The organism is Priestia sp. 40 (assembly GCF_049368575.1).
Taxonomy (GTDB): Bacteria; Bacillota; Bacilli; order Bacillales; family Bacillaceae_H; genus Priestia; species Priestia zanthoxyli.
In genome coordinates this window covers 52,758-71,786 of record NZ_JBMPZA010000017.1, presented here as the reverse complement: position 1 = coordinate 71,786, position 19,029 = coordinate 52,758, and the positions used below count along the sequence as shown (strand labels likewise).

18 protein-coding genes and 1 pseudogene are annotated in these 19,029 nt (G+C 37.5%); 15 read left to right on the top strand and 4 right to left on the bottom strand.

What is annotated here, in order from left to right; translation table 11 throughout:
* Positions 1–76: 76 nt before the first annotated feature.
* A complete protein-coding gene (locus tag ACO1DI_RS20070) occupies positions 77–1,120 on the bottom strand; it encodes a fatty acid desaturase (protein ID WP_140450541.1) in 1,044 nt (347 codons plus the stop codon).
* 222 nt (positions 1,121–1,342) lie between these two features.
* Between ACO1DI_RS20070 and ACO1DI_RS20065 the strand changes: the two genes are divergently transcribed.
* The 9 genes from ACO1DI_RS20065 to ACO1DI_RS20025 all read left to right on the top strand — a co-directional run bounded on the left by ACO1DI_RS20065 (position 1,343) and on the right by ACO1DI_RS20025 (position 10,832).
* A complete protein-coding gene (locus ACO1DI_RS20065; RefSeq protein ID WP_014460881.1) occupies positions 1,343–1,738 on the top strand; it encodes a DUF2809 domain-containing protein in 396 nt (131 codons plus the stop codon).
* 156 nt (positions 1,739–1,894) lie between these two features.
* Positions 1,895–2,449, top strand: a complete 555-nt coding sequence (locus tag ACO1DI_RS20060) for a hypothetical protein (RefSeq protein WP_014460880.1) — start codon at positions 1,895–1,897, stop codon at positions 2,447–2,449.
* 262 nt (positions 2,450–2,711) lie between these two features.
* Positions 2,712–4,214: a cardiolipin synthase gene (gene cls, locus ACO1DI_RS20055; protein ID WP_115653408.1), complete on the top strand. Its 1,503-nt coding sequence runs from the start codon at positions 2,712–2,714 to the stop codon at positions 4,212–4,214.
* Positions 4,215–4,249: 35 nt separating this feature from the next.
* Complete coding sequence (locus ACO1DI_RS20050; protein ID WP_014460878.1) at positions 4,250–5,104, top strand: DUF1206 domain-containing protein; 855 nt, start codon at positions 4,250–4,252, stop codon at positions 5,102–5,104.
* A gap of 85 nt (positions 5,105–5,189) precedes the next feature.
* Positions 5,190–5,411, top strand: coding sequence for a spore germination protein (locus ACO1DI_RS20045; protein WP_014460877.1), 222 nt, complete (start codon positions 5,190–5,192; stop codon positions 5,409–5,411).
* A 244-nt stretch (positions 5,412–5,655) separates the two neighbouring features.
* Positions 5,656–7,074 carry a LysM peptidoglycan-binding domain-containing protein gene (locus ACO1DI_RS20040; protein WP_423145578.1) on the top strand — a complete coding sequence of 473 codons (1,419 nt, stop codon included), beginning with the start codon at positions 5,656–5,658 and terminating at the stop codon, positions 7,072–7,074.
* 287 nt (positions 7,075–7,361) lie between these two features.
* A complete protein-coding gene (locus tag ACO1DI_RS20035) occupies positions 7,362–8,564 on the top strand; it encodes a macrolide family glycosyltransferase (RefSeq protein ID WP_014460875.1) in 1,203 nt (400 codons plus the stop codon).
* 44 nt (positions 8,565–8,608) lie between these two features.
* Positions 8,609–9,517 (top strand): UTP--glucose-1-phosphate uridylyltransferase GalU, encoded by a 909-nt coding sequence (gene galU / locus ACO1DI_RS20030; RefSeq protein WP_208732560.1) that lies wholly within the window; start codon positions 8,609–8,611, stop codon positions 9,515–9,517.
* Positions 9,518–9,617: 100 nt separating this feature from the next.
* Entirely contained in the window at positions 9,618–10,832 is a 1,215-nt protein-coding gene (locus tag ACO1DI_RS20025) for a sugar efflux transporter (protein ID WP_182421163.1), read from the top strand.
* A gap of 31 nt (positions 10,833–10,863) precedes the next feature.
* Here the strand turns inward: ACO1DI_RS20025 and ACO1DI_RS20020 are convergent, their stop codons facing one another.
* Both ACO1DI_RS20020 and ACO1DI_RS20015 read right to left on the bottom strand, forming a co-directional pair.
* Positions 10,864–10,995, bottom strand: a complete 132-nt coding sequence (locus ACO1DI_RS20020) for a hypothetical protein (RefSeq protein ID WP_423145600.1) — start codon at positions 10,993–10,995, stop codon at positions 10,864–10,866.
* A 116-nt stretch (positions 10,996–11,111) separates the two neighbouring features.
* A pseudogene (locus ACO1DI_RS20015) lies at positions 11,112–12,336 on the bottom strand (MFS transporter).
* A 419-nt stretch (positions 12,337–12,755) separates the two neighbouring features.
* Between ACO1DI_RS20015 and ACO1DI_RS20010 the strand changes: the two are divergent.
* The 6 genes from ACO1DI_RS20010 (at position 12,756) to ACO1DI_RS19985 (ending at position 18,256) form a co-directional block, all read left to right on the top strand.
* Positions 12,756–13,127 carry a thiol-disulfide oxidoreductase DCC family protein gene (locus ACO1DI_RS20010; protein WP_014460871.1) on the top strand — a complete coding sequence of 124 codons (372 nt, stop codon included), beginning with the start codon at positions 12,756–12,758 and terminating at the stop codon, positions 13,125–13,127.
* Positions 13,128–13,274: 147 nt separating this feature from the next.
* The gene (locus ACO1DI_RS20005; RefSeq protein WP_182421161.1) at positions 13,275–14,195 is read left to right on the top strand and encodes an oxidoreductase; all 921 of its coding nucleotides are present in this window, start codon (positions 13,275–13,277) and stop codon (positions 14,193–14,195) included.
* 180 nt (positions 14,196–14,375) lie between these two features.
* A complete protein-coding gene (locus ACO1DI_RS20000) occupies positions 14,376–15,356 on the top strand; it encodes a DUF3231 family protein (RefSeq protein ID WP_423145577.1) in 981 nt (326 codons plus the stop codon).
* Between the two features lie 200 nt (positions 15,357–15,556).
* Positions 15,557–16,297, top strand: a complete 741-nt coding sequence (locus ACO1DI_RS19995) for a DsbA family oxidoreductase (RefSeq protein ID WP_116737187.1) — start codon at positions 15,557–15,559, stop codon at positions 16,295–16,297.
* Positions 16,298–16,496: 199 nt separating this feature from the next.
* The gene (locus tag ACO1DI_RS19990; protein ID WP_116737185.1) at positions 16,497–17,456 is read left to right on the top strand and encodes a S8 family peptidase; all 960 of its coding nucleotides are present in this window, start codon (positions 16,497–16,499) and stop codon (positions 17,454–17,456) included.
* Positions 17,453–18,256: an endonuclease I family protein gene (locus tag ACO1DI_RS19985; RefSeq protein WP_014460865.1), complete on the top strand. Its 804-nt coding sequence runs from the start codon at positions 17,453–17,455 to the stop codon at positions 18,254–18,256. The genes ACO1DI_RS19990 and ACO1DI_RS19985 overlap by 4 nt, the downstream gene beginning before the upstream one ends.
* A 49-nt stretch (positions 18,257–18,305) precedes the next feature.
* Here ACO1DI_RS19985 and ACO1DI_RS19980 read toward each other — a convergent pair whose 3' ends face one another.
* Complete coding sequence (locus ACO1DI_RS19980; protein WP_014460864.1) at positions 18,306–18,767, bottom strand: MarR family winged helix-turn-helix transcriptional regulator; 462 nt, start codon at positions 18,765–18,767, stop codon at positions 18,306–18,308.
* Positions 18,768–19,029: the final 262 nt, after the last annotated feature.

The window sequence follows — 19,029 nt, the reverse complement described above, 5'->3', positions numbered from 1 at the left end:
CACAAAGTAGAATGAAATAAGTTTCGACGGATAGATAAAACAGTCAAGCTTTTGAAAGCTTGACTGTTTTGTTTTATTAAAGTTCTGCTTTTGTTCGAGATGAAATTCTGCTTGCTTTTGGTGCAGCTGAGCGTGTTTTTATTTCTTTAAAGCTCACAAACATTTTGTTTTCTTCATCCCATAGACGGAATCGAAGAGAGCGAAGGCTTGTTGCGAGTGTAATGGTTGGTACATTTTGAAGAGGCTGTGTGTGTTGATGAACAGCTTCAAGCTTATAGTTGGGCACTCTTGGGCTTAAATGATGTACATGGTGAAACCCGATATTGCCTGTCAGCCATTGCAATAGTTTTGGAAGCTTGTAAAATGAACTTCCTTCAACGGCTGCTTTTACATAATCCCAGTGCTCATCTTCTTCAAAATAAGAGTCTTCAAACTGATGCTGTACATAAAACAGCCAAATTCCAATTGAACCTGAAATGAAGAAAATCGGTCCTTGAATTAATAGGAACGCCTGCCAACCTACCAACCAGCAGGTCGCTGCTGCTAATGCAACGATCAATACATTTGTAAGATACGTATTCATTCTTTCTTTTTTCTTCGCATTTTTTCGATTAAATCGGTTTGTAATCAAAAATACATATATAGGTCCCACGCCGAACATAATGAACGGGTTGCGATAGATACGGTAAGCGATTTTTTTCCAAATAGAAGCTTCTTTATATTCTGTTACGGTTAACACCCAAATGTCACCCGTACCTCTTTTATCTAAGTTGCTGCTTGTTGCATGGTGAATTGCATGGCTATGTCCCCATTGACTGTAAGGAAACATCGTTAAGACACCGGTAATTGTTCCGAGAATTTTATTGTGTTGTCTACTCTTAAAGAAAGAGTAGTGACAACAGTCATGAAAAATAATGAATATTCTTACTAAAAACCCTGCTGCGATAACAGTTAGCGGAAATGCTAAAAAATAAGAAATTGAAAGGCTCTCATAAGCGAGAAACCATAGTGTGAAAAAAGGTAAAAAAGTATTAATCAATTGTCTTATGCTGTCTTTCATTACTGCTTTTTCAAAGGGTGCAACTTGTTTTCGTAAATTCTTTTGTTTTTGTATAGTCATATGAAATTCCTTTCATCACCGTATATTATCCTCAGTATAAAGGGATTTTTCTGACTATTTAAGACATACGTGTCATATAGAAACCATGACACTTGTCATATATACGTAGGGGGAAGCTGTAAAAAATGAAAAAAAGCGGTATTTAACAGTCTGCGGTTCTGATAAAATTATACAGTGAAGGCTTATTGTTACGGAGCATTTAAGAAGAAAAAGGAGTTTGAAATGAATAAAAGAAATAGATGGGTATATCTGCTTCTAGCTATTGTTATCATGGGAGCAGGTCTTTTATCAAGAAAACTTACTCCGTATCTTCCTCACATCGTAAATATATATGCGGGAGATTCGTTATGGGCCTTAATGATTTTTGTCAGTGCGGGTTTTTTGTTTCCTACATGGAAGACAAAAATGATTGGTATGTTTGCTATAGTGTTTTGTTACTTCATTGAATTTACACAGCTGTATCACGCTCCGTGGATTGATGACATAAGAAAGACTGCGCTAGGAGGGCTCATTCTGGGGTATGGCTTCTTGTGGAGCGATATACTAGCCTATTCGATTGGAGTCGCGGTAGGAATGAGCTGGGAGTATTATAGATATCGGTTTAAAAGAGCCGCCTAGCAAATACGGTTCAATGAATCTTAGAACTCAGCTGAGGATGGAATAGACCGTAGGGTTATGAAGCAGGATGTATATACATAAAAATAAACTTATGCATAAAATTTTTATTTAAAACCTATTATCTATTCGTTGAACGAGAGGAAGAGAGGGGATTATTTGAATTTAATAGCCTGGATGATTATTGCATGTGAAATCGCTTTTTGGGTAGTCATCATTTTAGGATTAGCAACAAGGTATACGTTTAAAAAACAAAAGCTCAGTTTTTTTATTTTAGCTCTAACACCTGTTGTTGATTTTTTTCTTCTGATTGTGACGAGCGTAGACCTTTACGGAGGTGCTACAGCGACTTATGCTCACGCTATTGCAGCCGTGTATATTGGAATTTCGATCGCTTTTGGAAAAAGTATGATTCAATGGGCAGACGAACGTTTTCAATATTATGTGATGAAAAACGGAGAGAAACCTCGTAGGCGCTACGGAAAAGAATATGCAAAGCATTATTTTAAGTCATGGATACAGCACCTTGTTGCTTACGCTATTGGGGCAGCTCTTTTAGCGGCGATGATGTATATAGTACCAAATGGAAAAACCAACGTGCTGCAAAATGTAGTGGAGTTGTGGACAGTTATTGTAGGAATTGATTTCTTATTATCTCTTTCTAATTTCGTTTGGCCTAAAAAAGAAAAAGAGTCCGGTTATACCAACTCATAAAAAGTCATCGTCATGCGTGAAAAACCAGTGAAAAAACCTCCCTGTAAGGAGGTTTTTTGTTTTACCATCCAGGGTATAGGTATATAAATGATGCTTGTCTGAGTTAGTTCAGTTTAGTTGCTTAAGCGGCTAAACTGCTTTTTGTGCAAATATATGTACATTTTATGTGGCATGCATGATAAGAATTCTGTGTATTCCATATACTACCTCATATGAAAGATAGACAAGTGATACAATACAGTTTGTTTTTAGGAGAGCTTTTATGAAAAAACGCCGGTTGGACTTTATTTTTTTATTTATTATTTTACTTTCAATTTATGCTTTCTTTTTTACCTCTATTGATGTTCATTGGAAGTATGCCTTAGTTGGATTATATGGTGTCATCATTTTTATTTGTATGTATTCACTTATGCTTGAAAATCGAACGCCTGAAAGTACGTTGGTTTGGATGTATGTTCTCTTTTTCTTCCCTGTTGCAGGCTTTTTCTTTTATTTGTATTCAGGACAGCTCTATTTAAAGGGGCATATGTTTAAAAAAAAGCGTATGCATAACCGAGAGATGCTTAGAAAGATGGCAGATAAAGAAACGACGCCTGATCTATCGCCGCTCCAATCTCATCAGCGTTACTTTGCTCAGTACCTTCAATGTGTATCTTTGACGAAGATGAATGTTTATACAAAAACCTATGTGCTTAAAAATGGACAAGAAACGTTTAACGAAATCAAAAAGCATTTGCAGTCAGCAAAACATTTTATTCATATGGAGTACTACATGTTTCACTCAGATTCGTTAGGAAAAGAAATCATTGATATTTTAATAAAAAAAGCAAATGAAGGTGTAGAAGTGCGCTTTACATTCGATACAATGGGAAGCTTTACACTATCGGGTTCAGATATTAAGCGAATGAAAAAAGCGAATGTTAAAGTGCATGCGTTCTTACCTATTAAGTATGGATTTTTTAATCAAAAATTCAACTTTCGAAACCACCGTAAAATAGTTGTAATTGACGGGGAAGTAGGTTTTGTAGGAGGGCTGAATGTAGGCGATGAGTATTTAGGGAAAAATAAAAAAATCGGTTTTTGGCGAGATACCCACCTGATGTTAAAAGGTGAATCTGTTCAAACCTTGCACTCGATTTTTATGTTTGACTGGGAATATGTTTCGGGGGAATGCTTAATTAACAATGAATCATATACAAAACCTCATCGTGTTGAAGGAGAAGGGTTCGTTCAGGTAGTGGCGACGGGGCCAGATACGCAGGAAAATATGAGCGACTATTATTATACGATGATTACAAGCGCGACGAAGTCAATTTGGATTTCTACCCCATATTTTGTTCCAAACGAAGCTATAAGAACTGCTCTTCGTATTGCGGCTAGAAAAGGTGTAGAAGTACGAATTATGGTGCCGGAAATTAATGATGGCTTTCTGACTCAATATGGAACGAGATCATATTTTGCTGAACTTCTTCGCTGTGGAATTGAAGTATATTCGTATCAAAAAGGGTTTTTGCATCAAAAAATCGTGATTATAGATGGAGATATGGCTTCAGTAGGTACTGCAAATATGGATATGAGGAGCTTTCATCTTAACTTTGAAGTTAATGCATTTTTAATTGACGGAGAGACAATTCAAACGCTCATCAAAAACTATGAAGAAGATATGGAAGACAGTCATTTGATCAAGCCAGTAGCATTTTACAAGCGAAGCTTAGTAGAACGTTCGAAAGAATCATTTGCGCGCTTATTTTCAGGTGTTTTATAAAATAAAGTTTGTTTTCAAAAAGCAGGAGGAAACGTATGGGTGAATCTCCATTTGTTAAAAAAGATACGTTTGGTCGAAAGTTGCATCGCTTAAAAGAACGTACTAAACCATTTGTCGTGCGTTTTTCACGGTTTGGTCATGTGGCTCAAGGTGTGGTCTATTTTATCATCGGTATATTAGCGATTCAGACAGCTTTCGGATTAAAAGGCGATTTGGTTACTTCTCAAGGAGCCCTACACACAATTGCAAAGCAGCCATTTGGATTTTTAATTTTAATTGTTTTGGCAGTAGGTTTAAGTGGATATGCGTTTTGGCAAATCATTTCTGCTATTTTTGATCCTCACCACGTTGGGCATGGGGTAAAAGGCGTTTTTACTCGTTTAGGCTATTTAGTTGTAGCTACGTTTTATATTAGCCTTTGTGTGAGCTCGGTAAAAATTTTGCTTCATGCTCACGTTCATACGTCAGGTAAGCATTATCAAACGGTATCTGCCAAGCTTTTATCCTACCCATTTGGGCAAACCATCATTGCGCTTACAGGTATTGGCGTTATCATCTTTGGTATAGGACAAGTATATTGGGCTCTTTCAGGACGCTTCTTAAAAAAACTAAAGAAAAACGAAATGTCAAAAGAAGAGTGGCGATGGAGCGGGCATATTGGAAAAGCAGGTATTATTGCTCGAAGTATCGTCTTTGGCATTATTGGCTTCTTTCTTATTCGCACGGCTCTTCAAGCGGATCCAGACGAAACGAAAGGGTTAGATGGAGCCCTTGCTGAAGTGGCGCAGCGTCCTTTTGGGTCTGTACTGCTGGCTATTGTATCAATCGGGCTTATGGCATACGGGGTATATATGTTTGCAGAATCAAGGTATAAACGCATTGATCCTTAATAAAATTAAAAAGATGAAAAAGCTACTTTTTGGTCTTCTCCTCATATCCTATAGCAGATAGATAATGAACAGGGGGGAGAGGCAGATGCCATCGGTAGTAGGAGCGGTCAATATCTCAAATGTATTGGTTTCATCTTCAGTGGAGTTTGGTGATTGTCTGGCTATTAAGCCAAAAAGCACAGCTTTTACAACAGTCGGTTCTGGTAGCGCGAACACGGGGAATTTTATGAATATTACAAGCAGTGCCAGTACCGCTAATACAATTGATATGGATATTAATGATCAAAACGTAGTGGGAAATGCATAAGAAGTGAAAGCTTATCACCATAGGGCGGTAAGCTTTTTTATTTGAACTTTACGTATACCGAGACGTCTCTTTACCACAATGTACCTCTAGGATTCTATCTTATAGGAGTAGTAAACTAGACAGGTGATGTCAAAAAGTGGGGAGGCGAGATGATAAAATGAAGAAAATATGTATGAGCCTACTTATTCTCTGTCTTTTCAGTGGAGGATTGGCCCCAATAAGTAAAGGAGACGCTGCTTCTTCAGTGGGTACTGTCAAAGGTGATAATGTAAACGTGTATCGTTCTCCATCTTTACATTCTTCGGTTGTTCAGACAGTGAAAAAAGGAGAAGAATTTCCTGCTATTTCATCTGAAGCGGGAGATGCAGCTCAAGTTATCACCCATAAAGTAGTGCCAGGAAATACACTATGGCTACTAGCTAAACAATATGGTGTAACAGTCAGCGAGCTAATAAAACAAAATCAGCTAAAAACGACGGAGCTAACTCCGGGGCAAACGCTGAAAATACCACCAAAAGGCTTGTTACATAAAGTAGTATCAGGAGATACGCTTTGGAAAATCTCTGTAAAGTACGGTGTAAAAGCGAATGAATTAACAAAGTTAAATCAGCTATCATCAACAAATATTGAGCCGGGACAAACGCTTGTTATTCCTGATTACTATGTGCAAGTACAGCTTTTGGAAGGGAAAAAGGGCTGGATCAAAAAATCTGATTTAGTACAGCAAAAGCATCAGCCTGTAGTTATGGGATGGAGCTTTAATGAAAAAACAGCAGGCTATGCAGAATCGATGAAACAAAAGAACTTAGACGTTGTTTCACCGCGCTGGTTTACGCTAACGCGGAGTGACAAAGTTGTTTCATCTTCTATAAATCCATCGTATGTTCAAACGGCTCACAAAAACGGCAAAAAAGTCTGGCCGCTCATCGGTAACAATTTCGATGATGTGCTGACAAGTGACGTCCTAAGCAATAAAGCAAAGCGGCAAAAGCTTGTATCGTCAGTCGAAAGTTCGCTTGTGAAAACAAACAGTGACGGTATTAACGTTGACTTTGAAAATATTAATATCAAAAACAAACAAGATTTTGTTTTATTTATTAAAGAATTAAAAGCAGCGTTAAAGCCTCATGGTATGACCGTTTCAGTAGACGTAACACGAGAAAATAATGATCCGTTTTGGTCAGGAAGCTTTGATCGAAAACAGATTGGTCAAGTGGCAGATTACGTCATTATGATGGGTTATGAAGAACACTGGGGAGGAAGTCAGGTTCCAGGGTCTGTGGCTTCGCTGCCTTGGGTGAAAGAAGGAACAGAACTTCTTATGAAAGATGTACCTGCACACAAAATCCTGCTGGGAGTTCCTTTTTATACGCGAGAATGGAAAACGGATCTATCGACCAAAAAAGTTGTCACAAAAGACTTAACGATGAAAGAAGCCGAAGCAATTATCTCTTCTAAAAAGTTAACTAAAAAATGGGACAGCCAAGCCTCTCAGTACTATGTAGAATACACCGAAAATGGTACGAAGCATCAAATATGGCTCGAAGACAAAGCATCTATGCAGCGCCGGGTTAAATTAATTAATGACTATCATTTAGGTGGAGCGGCAGCTTGGTATATTGGTTCAGAAACATCAGATATATGGGAGTTATATAACTTCTAAATAAAAAACACACCTCATGCTTAATGTAGCTAGGTGTGTTTTTTATTTGCATCATAATGAAGCGCATACATCTATTTACAAACGAGATAAATTTTACAATATTTGTTTTTCTTGAGTTAATTTATAACTATATTCCAAAATGAGCCTATTTAACCTTTTTTTAGTTGAAAACGCTTAATGACTTTACGATAAAGGTAATTTATAGTAAATTCAGTTTCTATACAATAAATTTACTAAATGAATAATTAAGTTATTTAATTATTAACTAAGTGAAAGGAATGAGTGTTATGGGAAATGTATTAGTAATAGGCTTTCCAGGTGAAGGACATGTGAACCCTTCTTTAGGAATTGTAAAAGAATTGATGGCTCAAGGGGAAAAGGTCGTCTATTACGGCATTGAAGACTATGCTGAAAAAATTCGAAAATCAGGCGCGGAATTTCGTGAATACGAAGATTTTCGTCCAAGTCTTGATATGAGCAACCGGATGACCAAAGAAGAGTCTTATGACCGCTATGAAATAATGAATTTGTTTTTAAATGAATCTGAAAATATTATTACTAAAATTATGAGTGAAACGAAACATGAAACATATGATTATGTACTTTATGATTATCACCTTTTAGCAGGTTCCGCTGTGGCTGACCTTCTTCAGCTTCCAAAAGTTTCTCTTTGTACGACGTTTGCGTTAAATAAGGAGTTAGCAACTTGTATGATGCCAAGTGGTCAAACAGAACCTGACCAATCTTCCTTTTATCCTCAATTCGAAAAATCATTAAATAAGTTCAACAGCCAATATAATACTGATTTAAAAGATTCCATGGACATTATGTCGAATCCAGGGGATATTACGTTAGTATTTACGTCAGAATTCTTTCAACCATACGTATCTGAATTTACGAGTGAGTACAAGTTTATTGGTCCTTCAATTGTTAAACGACTAGATATTGAAGATCCTTCTTACTTACAAAATGAAAATGAAAAAATTATTTTTGTTTCTATGGGAACTATTTTTAATCAGCAGCTAGAAATCTATGACTTATGTATAGAAGCATTAAAAGACTTTGAGGGTAAAGTTATTTTATCTATTGGTAAAAATACAAAACCTGAAGAATTAGCACACATTCCAGAAAACTTCGTTGTGAAACAATACGTACCGCAGCTAGAAATTTTAAAACGTGCGGATTTATTTATTACTCACGGCGGAATGAACAGCAGCAGTGAAGGATTATACTACGATACACCGCTTGTCGTTATTCCAATGGCAGTGGATCAATTTATGGTGGGCGATCGCGTGCAGGAGTTAGGAGCAGGTGTAAAATTAGATAAAAATAATGTATCTGCTGAGCTCATCAAAAATACAGTTAACGACGTTTTAACTACTCACACATATAAACAGCATGCACAACAAATTGGAGAATCACTTCGCTCAGCGGGAGGATACAAGCAAGGAGTGAAAGAAATTTTCAAGATGGTGCCTGTTAAAGCGTAATAGATGTAAGACAGCTAGATAACTAACAGAGAGGAGTAAATCATATGCAGTCTATCAAAAAAGCAGTTATACCAGCAGCAGGGTTAGGTACTCGTTTTTTACCTGTTACAAAATCTATCCCAAAAGAAATGCTTCCAATTGTAAATAAGCCCGTAATTCAATTTATTGTAGAAGAAGCCTTAGAATCAGGAATCGAAGATATTTTAATTGTTACAGGAAACGGGAAACAAGCAATTGAAAATCATTTTGATCATAATATTCAACTAGAACACTTGCTTCATCAAAAAGGAAAGACCGAACTATTGGAGGAAATGGAGCATATCTCTGAACTAGCGAATATTCATTACGTTCGTCAAAAAGAAATGAAGGGCCTTGGCCATGCGATTGGCTGTGCTCGACAGTTTATTGGAAACGAACCGTTTGCAGTTTTACTTGGAGATGACTTAACAGACCCAGACCAGCCTTGTTTAAAACAGCTGATTGACCAGTATAACCAAACGGGATCGTCGATTATCGGCGTACAGCGCGTAGAGGAAAAATCCGTTCACCGTTACGGGATTATAGATCCAAAAGCAAATAAAAGCCGATTATACGAAGTGAATGGTTTTGTAGAAAAACCATCAGTCGAAGAAGCTCCGTCTAATTTGGGGATTATTGGACGTTATGTATTTACACCTGACATTTTTGATTACCTTGAAACGCAGGAAGCTGGAAAAGGTGGGGAAATTCAGCTAACGGATGCTATTCAGCGTATGAATATAGACCGTTCTATTTATGCTTACGAATTCGAAGGCGAACGTTATGATGCAGGGGAAAAATTAGATTTTATTTTTACGACTCTTGCTTTTGCGTTAAAAGATGAAGAATTAAAAGCACCTCTTTTAACTAAATTCAAAGAGCTGATCAACAAGGAAGAACAAAAAGAAAAAATTGCTGTACAAATTGGAAAATAACCTTTTACACACCTTTCTTCTACTTTTTCTTGAAGAAAGGTGCATTTTTTTATAGAAATTAAACGTTTGACAGCTGGATAGAAAGGATTGAAATGAGTTTATGTCGAAAGCAGAAAATTCGTTTGTATCAGGTATAAAGATTGTATTTACAGACAGGGATTTTCGAACGATTTTTATTTCATTATTTATTATCGGGTTGTCTGTTGGCGGCTTTATGCCGTATTTAACGGTTTGGGCAACAAATACATTGCATGCCACTTCGTTTCAAGCAGGGTTTTTATTTGTCCCGATGAGCATTATTGGTTTGATCGTCTCGTTTTATTTAGCTTCTTTATCAGACAAATGGGGAAAACGAAAGCCATTTATTATTTGGGCGTTATTGATCGGAACCATTTCAAGAGTTCCGTTAGCGTTTACGCATTCCTATGCAATAGCACTCATTTTACTTGCTATAGGAGGATTTAATGCGTTTTCCTTTTTCTTTGCTCTGCTGAATGATTTTATTGTTAAAAAGGAAGAAAGTAAGTCGAAGGCAGGTACGATTACTGGTACCGTGCGAATGGCTTTTTCACAAGGCTATATTTTTGGGCCTATGCTTGGTGCTTTAATCATTGACCACGGAGGGTATACTCTTTTATTTTTATTATCAGGGTTGTTATCCCTCGCAACTTTAGTGTGGGTTCTTTTTGCGCTTAAAGAAGAAAACAGTATACCTCAAACTTCAGCTCATGCATCTTCAAAAGCGCCAGCTGGTATACCTTCTGTATTGATAGCTGTATTCGTAGCAGCTCTTTTCATTTTTGCGGGGGACTCCGGTCGTTCTATGTATTTGCCGCTGTATGTAACAGATACATTAAAGCAATCCGTTTCGATTGTAGGTATTCTCTTTACCGTAACATCTGTTTTTGAGCTAGTATTTATGCCATTAGGAGGCTATTTTTCTGATAAGATTGGCGTTAAACGATTCTTTATTATTGGAATAGCTTGCCAAGTGCTTTATTTTATTTTAACGAGTCTTCATCTACCGCTGAGTGGATTAATTGCGCTTCAAGTATTTTATGCTTTTATTCTATCCGCTACAATGGGAGTAGGAATGGTGTATGCTCAGTCACTAGCCCCGCGTCAAATTGGACTAGCCACAACGGCATATATGACGGCTATACAAACATCAGCAGTTGTCAGTAGCTTAGCTATGGGGTCACTAGTTAACGTGATTCGGTTGCCTTCTACCTTTTACATTTTAGCTGTTTTTGCGGTTATTTCAGGTGTGATGTTTCTATTTATGAAGCAAAAATCAGCTGAGGAAATGACTTAAAAAGTTGAGAAGAAGTTGAGGTTTTACCGAATTAATCCAATATAAAGACGAACAAATAGTATGCATGAGCTGGACTGCTTGTGACACCGCAGTTGATTTCCGTGCAAGTCTTCGCTTTCCGCGGATGGCCGATGAGCCTCCTCGTCGCTTGCGCTCCAATCAACTGCTAGAAGGACCTAAACAAATGACCCATACGTTCACCATAATAAAAAAACGAACCATTAATCAATGGTTCGTTTTTTTACTTTCTCTAAAATACTTTTGCCCCAGCCTCTTTTTTTATGATGCTGTTTCTTGAATTTGTTTGCTGCGATTTTTATTTAAAATTTTTCGGTAGCGGTAATTAACAAAAGCCGCCGCCGCCATGCCTACTACTGAAAGCATCGCATCAAAAATAAAGATGATCGAAATATGTCCTGTTTTAGACATGAGCCCTGTTGCTAAAGGCAATAAAATTGCAGCTAATCCAGCAGCGGTCGCTACAATTCCCGTAACCGTTCCTTTTTTGTTCCAGAAAAGCTCGGTCATAACGGTAATCGCTAATTGAAAGACCCCAGCCGTAGAAAATCCCATGAAAAAAGCAGCTGCAATTGCAATAGCAGGTACTTTAACAAATAGAAGCGTAAGTACAGCTATAAGGGTAATCATCGGGTAAACGAGAATAACCGTTACAGGACGAAGCACTTTGCTTAATAATACGGCTAATACTAAAACAGAGATTAAAGCTCCGATGCTATAGTAGCTTAAAAGGCGAACCGAGCTGCTTTCAGCCATACCTAATACTTGTTGACCATAAGTAGGAAGCCAAATTTGAGCCACTGTAAACAGCGCTGTAGAAGTAAATCCAATCACAATAAGAGCAATTCCTTCTTGCTTCATATTAGGAGGAGAGACGAATTTATTTTCTTCCGCACTTTCTTGTTGAACTGTATTCTGTTCGCGTTTATGATTGGGAAAAGGCAGTTTGAACATAAAGATCATATTTAGTAAATAAATAAGAGCCGGAAGGAAAAAAGCATAACCATAAAACAAATCACGATCTGCAAAAAAGGCAATCATAAACGGAAGAAGTGCCGCTCCAGCTGATATAAATGCTTTTACAAGAACACTGGCTGAACCTGAAGATTTAGGAAAAACTTCAATTAAAGCAGGGTATGTTCCAGCGTCCATAGCAGAGTTTGCAATACCAGCAATAATGGCAAAGATAAAGGCTGTTGGATAATTTGGCGATAATGGAATGCCGATTAAGAAAATAGCCATCGTCAGAGACGAAACAAGAATCAAAGGTTTTCGTCCGACTTTATCAGACAAGATGCCTGATAGAGAATACGAAAGCAATTTTCCAATTCCGATAGCCGAAATAATATAGCTGATTCCAGCACCGTCGGTATTTAATTGTTTTTGTCAAAAATGACATATTTGATGCAAGCATGATATTGACCATGCCAAGTAGAAAATAGTTAATATACATACCTGAAGCTGACAGCATGTACTTATTTTTCATCGTTTACACATCCTTACGTAAAAAAGCTTATATGAAATGGATAAAAGTAATCACCCGTTCCTCCTTTTTTCTTCGTTATTTATAAACCTACTTCCATGATAAGTTTATGAAGACATTACCTTTACCTTTTATCATTGGATTTATTCAGTTCTTTTTAGTGTGCGACTGAATGGGTGCATCTAGTGCTTCAAATCAATATGAAATCTATTCTAACATGTTTTTAGCGCTTTAAACCAAAAAAGTGATATTTTATAAAAAAATCCTGTCTTCTTTCACGGCTTCACAAAAGAAACCCCACAAAAAATGTTCGCTTTAAAGCCAGGCTATACAAGAAATGCCTCCTAATGATGGTTATTAAAAATGAGAAAAGGGTATTTATAAACTAAGGAAAAAGAAATAAGGGAAGAAAGGTGGAAACAATGAAGCACAAAGTATTTTTTGATGCGGAATGTCCTTTATGTTACAACGTAAAAAAAATAATTAAAGCGCTGGACTGGACGAACCAAATCCAGTGGATTCCAGTTCAATACATTGAACGAACGGAGTATAGCTACTTAAAAGAAGAAGGAAGAGACTTATATGATCAAATTCATATGGTCACCAAAAAAGGGGAAGTATTAGCAGGATTTGAAACGGTCAGACGGCTTTTAGCTGTTTTGCCTCTTACATTCCCAATAGGTGTGCTTCTGCATTTACCATTGATGAAAAAAGCGTTTAGTCCGCTATATAAATGGATCTCCACAAACAGGTACGACTGGTTTGGACGCTACGATTCACCGCGGACCACATAAACATACAAAAGGGACAAGCTTTGAAAAAGCTTGTCCCTTTTGTTTTGAAGACATTATAATTTATACATATTTTAATTTTTAAAAAACGTATGTGACCGAGACGCGTAAATTCTAGAAAAAAAGCTATAGCTGAAAGGGAGAACTTATATGACAACAAAATGGACAGCTGAACGGATGCCCGATTTAAAGGGGAAAACAGCCCTTATAACGGGAGGAAACAGCGGTATTGGGTTTGAAGCTGCAAAGGCTCTAGCAGCTCGCGGAGCAGAAATCATTCTTGCTGTGCGTAATGATGAGAAAGGGAAAGAAGCTAAGAAGAGAATTAAAGGGGACAACGAGAATGCTAAAGTGACTATTATGTCATTAGATCTCAGTGACTTGAGCTCTATTCGGGATTTTGCCAATCAATTTCTTCAACAATACTTGTCTTTGGATCTTCTCATTAATAATGCAGGCGTGATGGTGCCACCTCACAGCAAAACGAAAGACGGATTTGAACTGCAGTTTGGCTGTAATCATTTAGGGCATTTTGCACTTACGGGTTTGCTGCTTCCTTTACTAATGGCCACTCCACATTCACGTGTCGTAACTGTAAGCAGTATAGCCGCTAATTCTGGAGAAATCTATTTTGATAATCTCGATGGAGAAAAAGGCTACAGTCCAATGAAGTTCTATAGACAAAGCAAACTCGCCAACCTATTGTTTGCCAAAGAATTGCAAACTCGCTTAGAAGCAGCCGGATCAACGACAATTAGTGCCGCTGTACATCCAGGTATTTCTAATACAAACCTATTATCACGCGGTTCAGGTAAAGAACCAAACGGCTTGTTGAAATTTTTAGTCAAGCTATTTAGTCAATCTGCAGAAATGGGCGCGCTGCCTACTCTTTATGCAGCTACTGAATCAATAGAAGGCGGTACATATATTGGGCCAGACGGAAAAGATGCTAAAAAAGGATATCCTGTAAAAGATATGATGGGAGACGTTTTATTTAAACCGGACGTAGCGGAAAAACTATGGAGCGTATCTGAGGACTTAACAGGTGTTGAGTACTCGTTTCGTGCTTAAGATAAAAAACAGTTCTGTAAGTGCGGAGCTGTTTTTTTGTTGCTCAAAAGCTATAGGTCAGGGGATTAAATAAAAAAAAGAATGTTGGATAGCATAATGATAAGTAAACGTACAATGAGTATGTTCTCTTTTGAGAGATAAAAGCACTCAACAAAGCTGAAGAAGCGGAGGGAAGTAACAGTGCCTGATAAACCTAGTATTACCTCAAGTGAAATTGGAACGCTGTGGATGACATATCAGCAGAAAACGTTAATCATTTGCTTGTTGGATTATATGATTGAACATGCAGACGATGAAGATGCTAAAACAATTATGACGGACTTGCGTGAACAGCTCATTATATACATACGAAAGATAAAAACAATATTTGAAAAAGAAGGAGCCGTAGTGCCAACCGGGCTTTCATCTCAAGACGTAAACGTACAGGCTCCAAAACTATTTACTAATGGATTTGATATTATGTTTCTTCGTGTTATTAAAGAAATTAGTATGGGGATGTATACATTAAGTTTAGGTAAGGCCTACAGAGAAGATGTGGTGAAATTTTATCAAGATTTAACAAAGATTACGCAAGAGTGCTACGATTCCTGTACGCAGTACTTATTGAGAAAAGGAATTTTATCACGCCCACCCTATATTCCAATGCCAACTACCGTTGAGTTTGTTTCGGATAGAAAATATCTAAGCGGCTTAAATGTATTTGCGGACAAAAGAGTATTAAATACGATGGAGCTAGCGCAGATTTATCATGGAGTCGAAACAAACATTGTCGGGATGAAGTTAATGAAGGCTTTTTCTCAAACGGCGAAAGATGCCGAAGTGAAAAAGCATTTTTTGAAAGGAAAAGAGCTCAGTAAAAAGATTATTACGCGCCTAGAAGAAATAATTATACAAGACGATATTTCACCTTCTGTTGCCTCAACAGGAAGCATAACGACTTCTGAAACGCCTGCTTTTTCTGATCGTTTGATGCTGATATGCGATATTTTACTTAGTAATTTTAGCATTGGAAGTCAGGCATTTGGAGCAGCATTTAGTTTTCGAAGAGATATTGTGGCTAAAATGATGCTGATAGGAGAAGATGCGTTTCAATATGCAAGCGAAGCGACGGAAATTATGATTAAAAAAGGCTGGCTTGAAGTTCCACCAAGCATTAATTAGCTAATATGGAAATACGTATTTACATGATGCTCTTCTAAAAGCAATGAATTTAAAATAGGTGAGATAAAAACACCGTGTTGATTGAATACACTTAGTATGTAAATCAACACGGTGTTTTTGCTTTGTTTGAGCAAGTTATGATGGAATTTCTTCAAAGGTATGCTACGATAAGAATTATCTTGAATTGAAGAGGTGTCACGATGAAAATAGAAGTTTGGTCAGATTTTGTCTGTCCTTTTTGTTATATTGGAAAGCGTCGATTAGAGCAAGCGCTTCAGCAATTTGCACACAAAGATGATGTGCAGGTTGAATTTAAAAGCTTCGAGCTAGATCCAAATGCCCCAGTTAATACTGGTAAAACGATTAATGAAGCTCTTGCTGCTAAGTATGGAATGACCATTGAACAAGCAAAGCAAGCAAATGAAGGTATCGGACAGCAGGCAGCTGGTGTGGGATTATCCTTTAATTTTGACGATATGAAGCCAACTAATACATTTGACGCTCATCGTTTAGCTAAATTTGCAAAAGCTCAAGGAAAAGAAGCAGCCATGACAGAAAAGCTTCTTTATGCATATTTTACTGAGTCAAAACATTTAGGTGAAGAAGAGACGCTGGTTGCTGTTGCAGAAGATGCAGGTCTTGACCGAGAAGAAGCACGTCAAATTCTTACGGATAAAAACGCATATGCAAATGAAGTGCGCAGTGATGAAGCAACGGCTCAGCAATATGGCATTAGCGGTGTTCCGTATTTTGTTATTAATCAAAAATATGCGATTTCAGGTGCACAGCCAGTCGAGACATTTGTAGGGGCTCTCCAACAAGTATGGGAAGAAGAAAATCCGACTCCCACTTTGAAGAGTCTTTCTCCAGAAGGCGCAGATGATGCCTTTTGTGCAGATGGTCAATGTGCCGTTCCTGATTCCTCTAAAAACCAACAATAAATAAAAAGCAGAGGCGGAAATTTCGCTTCTGCTTTTTGTTTATTTTAAAAAAAATTACAAAAACACAAACGTGTGTTCTGTTTTTGTGTTATAATAAGTTTAGAAGCAACAAACCTCGATGAGTGAACTCCAAAAATAAGCGATTAAAAGTGATCCCACCATGAACTAGCTTCCATTTAATCCTGCAGGGGGAATCTAAATGAAGAACAAAGTGCGCATTATCCCATTTCAAGTAGTTGAACAATTGAATCAATTTAATGAAGTCCCAGAAGGAGTCGCTCTAATTGGAGCAGAGGAAGTATGGAAGCAAACAAAGGGACGGGGAATAACCGTAGCGGTTTTGGATACTGGCTGTGAGGTTACACACCCAGATTTGCAGGAACGAATTATTGGAGGAAGAAATTTCACGCACGATGATCAACAAAATCCTGATGTTTATCAAGACTATAATGGTCATGGTACTCACGTAGCAGGCACAATTGCAGCAGCTCATAATGGAAATGGTGTTGTAGGAGTGGCGCCGGAGGTGAATTTACTTATCCTGAAAGTACTTGATGGGAATGGTTCAGGTCAATATGAGTGGATTATCGAAGGTATTACCTACGCCATTCAGCAAAAAGTAGATATCATTTCAATGTCACTTGGAGGTCCGGCCGATGTGCCTGAGCTACATGAAGCGATTCAAGATGCTGTTGATCAGAATATTTTAGTTGTCTGCGCAGCGGGAAATGAAGGAGATGGAGAAAGCTCCACAGATGAGTTTGCGTACCCAGGCTCATATAATGAAGTGATTAGCGTAGGAGCGGTTGATTTAGAGAAACGTTCTTCGATATTTTCCAACTCGAACAACGAAGTAGACGTAGTGGCTCCGGGAGAGAGGATCGTATCAACTTACTTGAATGGAAAGTATGCCGCACTGAGCGGAACTTCTATGGCAACGCCTCACGTAGCGGGAGCTTTGGCATTGATAAAAGTTCTTTCAAATGAAACGTTTGGAAGAGAACTTACAGAACCAGAGCTTTACGCACAGTTAATCAGAAGAACGCTTCCATTAAATGAATCACCAAGAGAAGTAGGAAACGGGTTTGTGCACTTGACTATTGTTGAAAAGCTGTTGCGTGAAGTTCAACGTCAAATGACTTCAGAGGTGATGGGATGAGAAGCAGTTTAGATATATTAATGGTGGAAAAACAGCAGGCAAAAGCCCTTTATCAGCAATACGTAAACAATCGAAGCTATTATGATGAAAAGACGGATGAAGAGAGTAAAAATCTTTATTATCGAGGTACTCTTTTTGAAAGAGAAGCCATGCAAGCTTTGTTAACGGAAACGCATCAGCATTTGCTAAGTTATTCCCCCCATAAATATGTATATCCATGGGTCGATCTACAGGAGAATGGAGAGCTGAAGAGTCTGTATTCAGGAAAAGGAATGGATCCTTTAGAAACGATACAAAAAGATATTGATGCACTTCAGTCGCTTACTAACTCATCTGTTTCAAACAATGATATACTGCTAAACTGTGAGCACGTTGTCCCGCAGTCCTGGTTTGGAAAACAAGAGCCTATGAGAGGCGATTTACATCATTTATTTGCGTGTGAGCCTTCTTGTAACAGTCGAAGAGGTAATTCTTCTTATATTGACTTCCCGGATTATACACCGGAAGTTAAGCAATCAGATGTGAAAGAAGGATGCGGCAAAGCAGAAAAAGGTAAGTTTGAACCCGAATATGGAAAAGGAATTGTGGCTCGAGCTACGCTTTATTTTTTAATTCGCTATCATAATAAAATTGACTCTTCGCGAGTAGATCTTCCTCTTTTACTAAAATGGCATGAAGAATTTAATGTTTCACTTTATGAAAAACATCGCAATGCAGCAATCTTTGAATTGCAAGGCAATCGAAATCCTTTTATCGATTTTCCTGACAAAGCAGCTGCCCTAATAAATTCTGCTTTCTAAAATAACAAAGAGCTTCGCTTCAATTCGAAGCGGAGCTCTTTTGGATAATCTAATATGAAAATCCATATTTATCACTTAAAAGGGCATCCATTTTATTTAATAAGCGAAAATATTCTTCTTGTTCTTCTACAGTTAGAGCTGCTAGCATATCTTTTAAAAATACATTTCGCTTCTCTGTAATCATTGAAACAAGCTTTTTTGATTCATCGGTCAATGAAACCCACACCACTCTCCGGTCTTTTTCGTCTCGCACGCGCTGAATGAGAGATTCTTCTTCCAATTGATTTAATAAGCTAGTTGTAGCGCCCGAGGTTAAGTGAAGTTTATTTGAAATATCTGCTACCATATACTTTGTGCCGCTGGCAATGTAGTTTAAGATATAAAACTTAGTGGGTGTTAAGTGATAAGGCTGTGTTTTTAATGTTTCTTCGACTAAATGTCGCATATATTGAAAAAAAGATGTGTTAATTTGGTAAAGGTGCTCAATTTTTGATTCTAAATTGTTATCCATGCTAGCTTCCATCTCCTTGTACACTACGGACATATATAAACTAACTCTAAAATAAAATGAAACGATTGTAAAGGATGGCAATGATTATCTTTAACCATCGTTATTATTTTTAAATTAATATCTTTACGAAAAAATATCTTTATGATAAAGTTATTTAGGTGGTTAACCAAATAGATGATTATAAAGAAACATATCTCCTAATAGATGGAGATAATATCTTTATGAAAAAGCTATATAAAAAAGTAATTTTATTAGTGAAGTA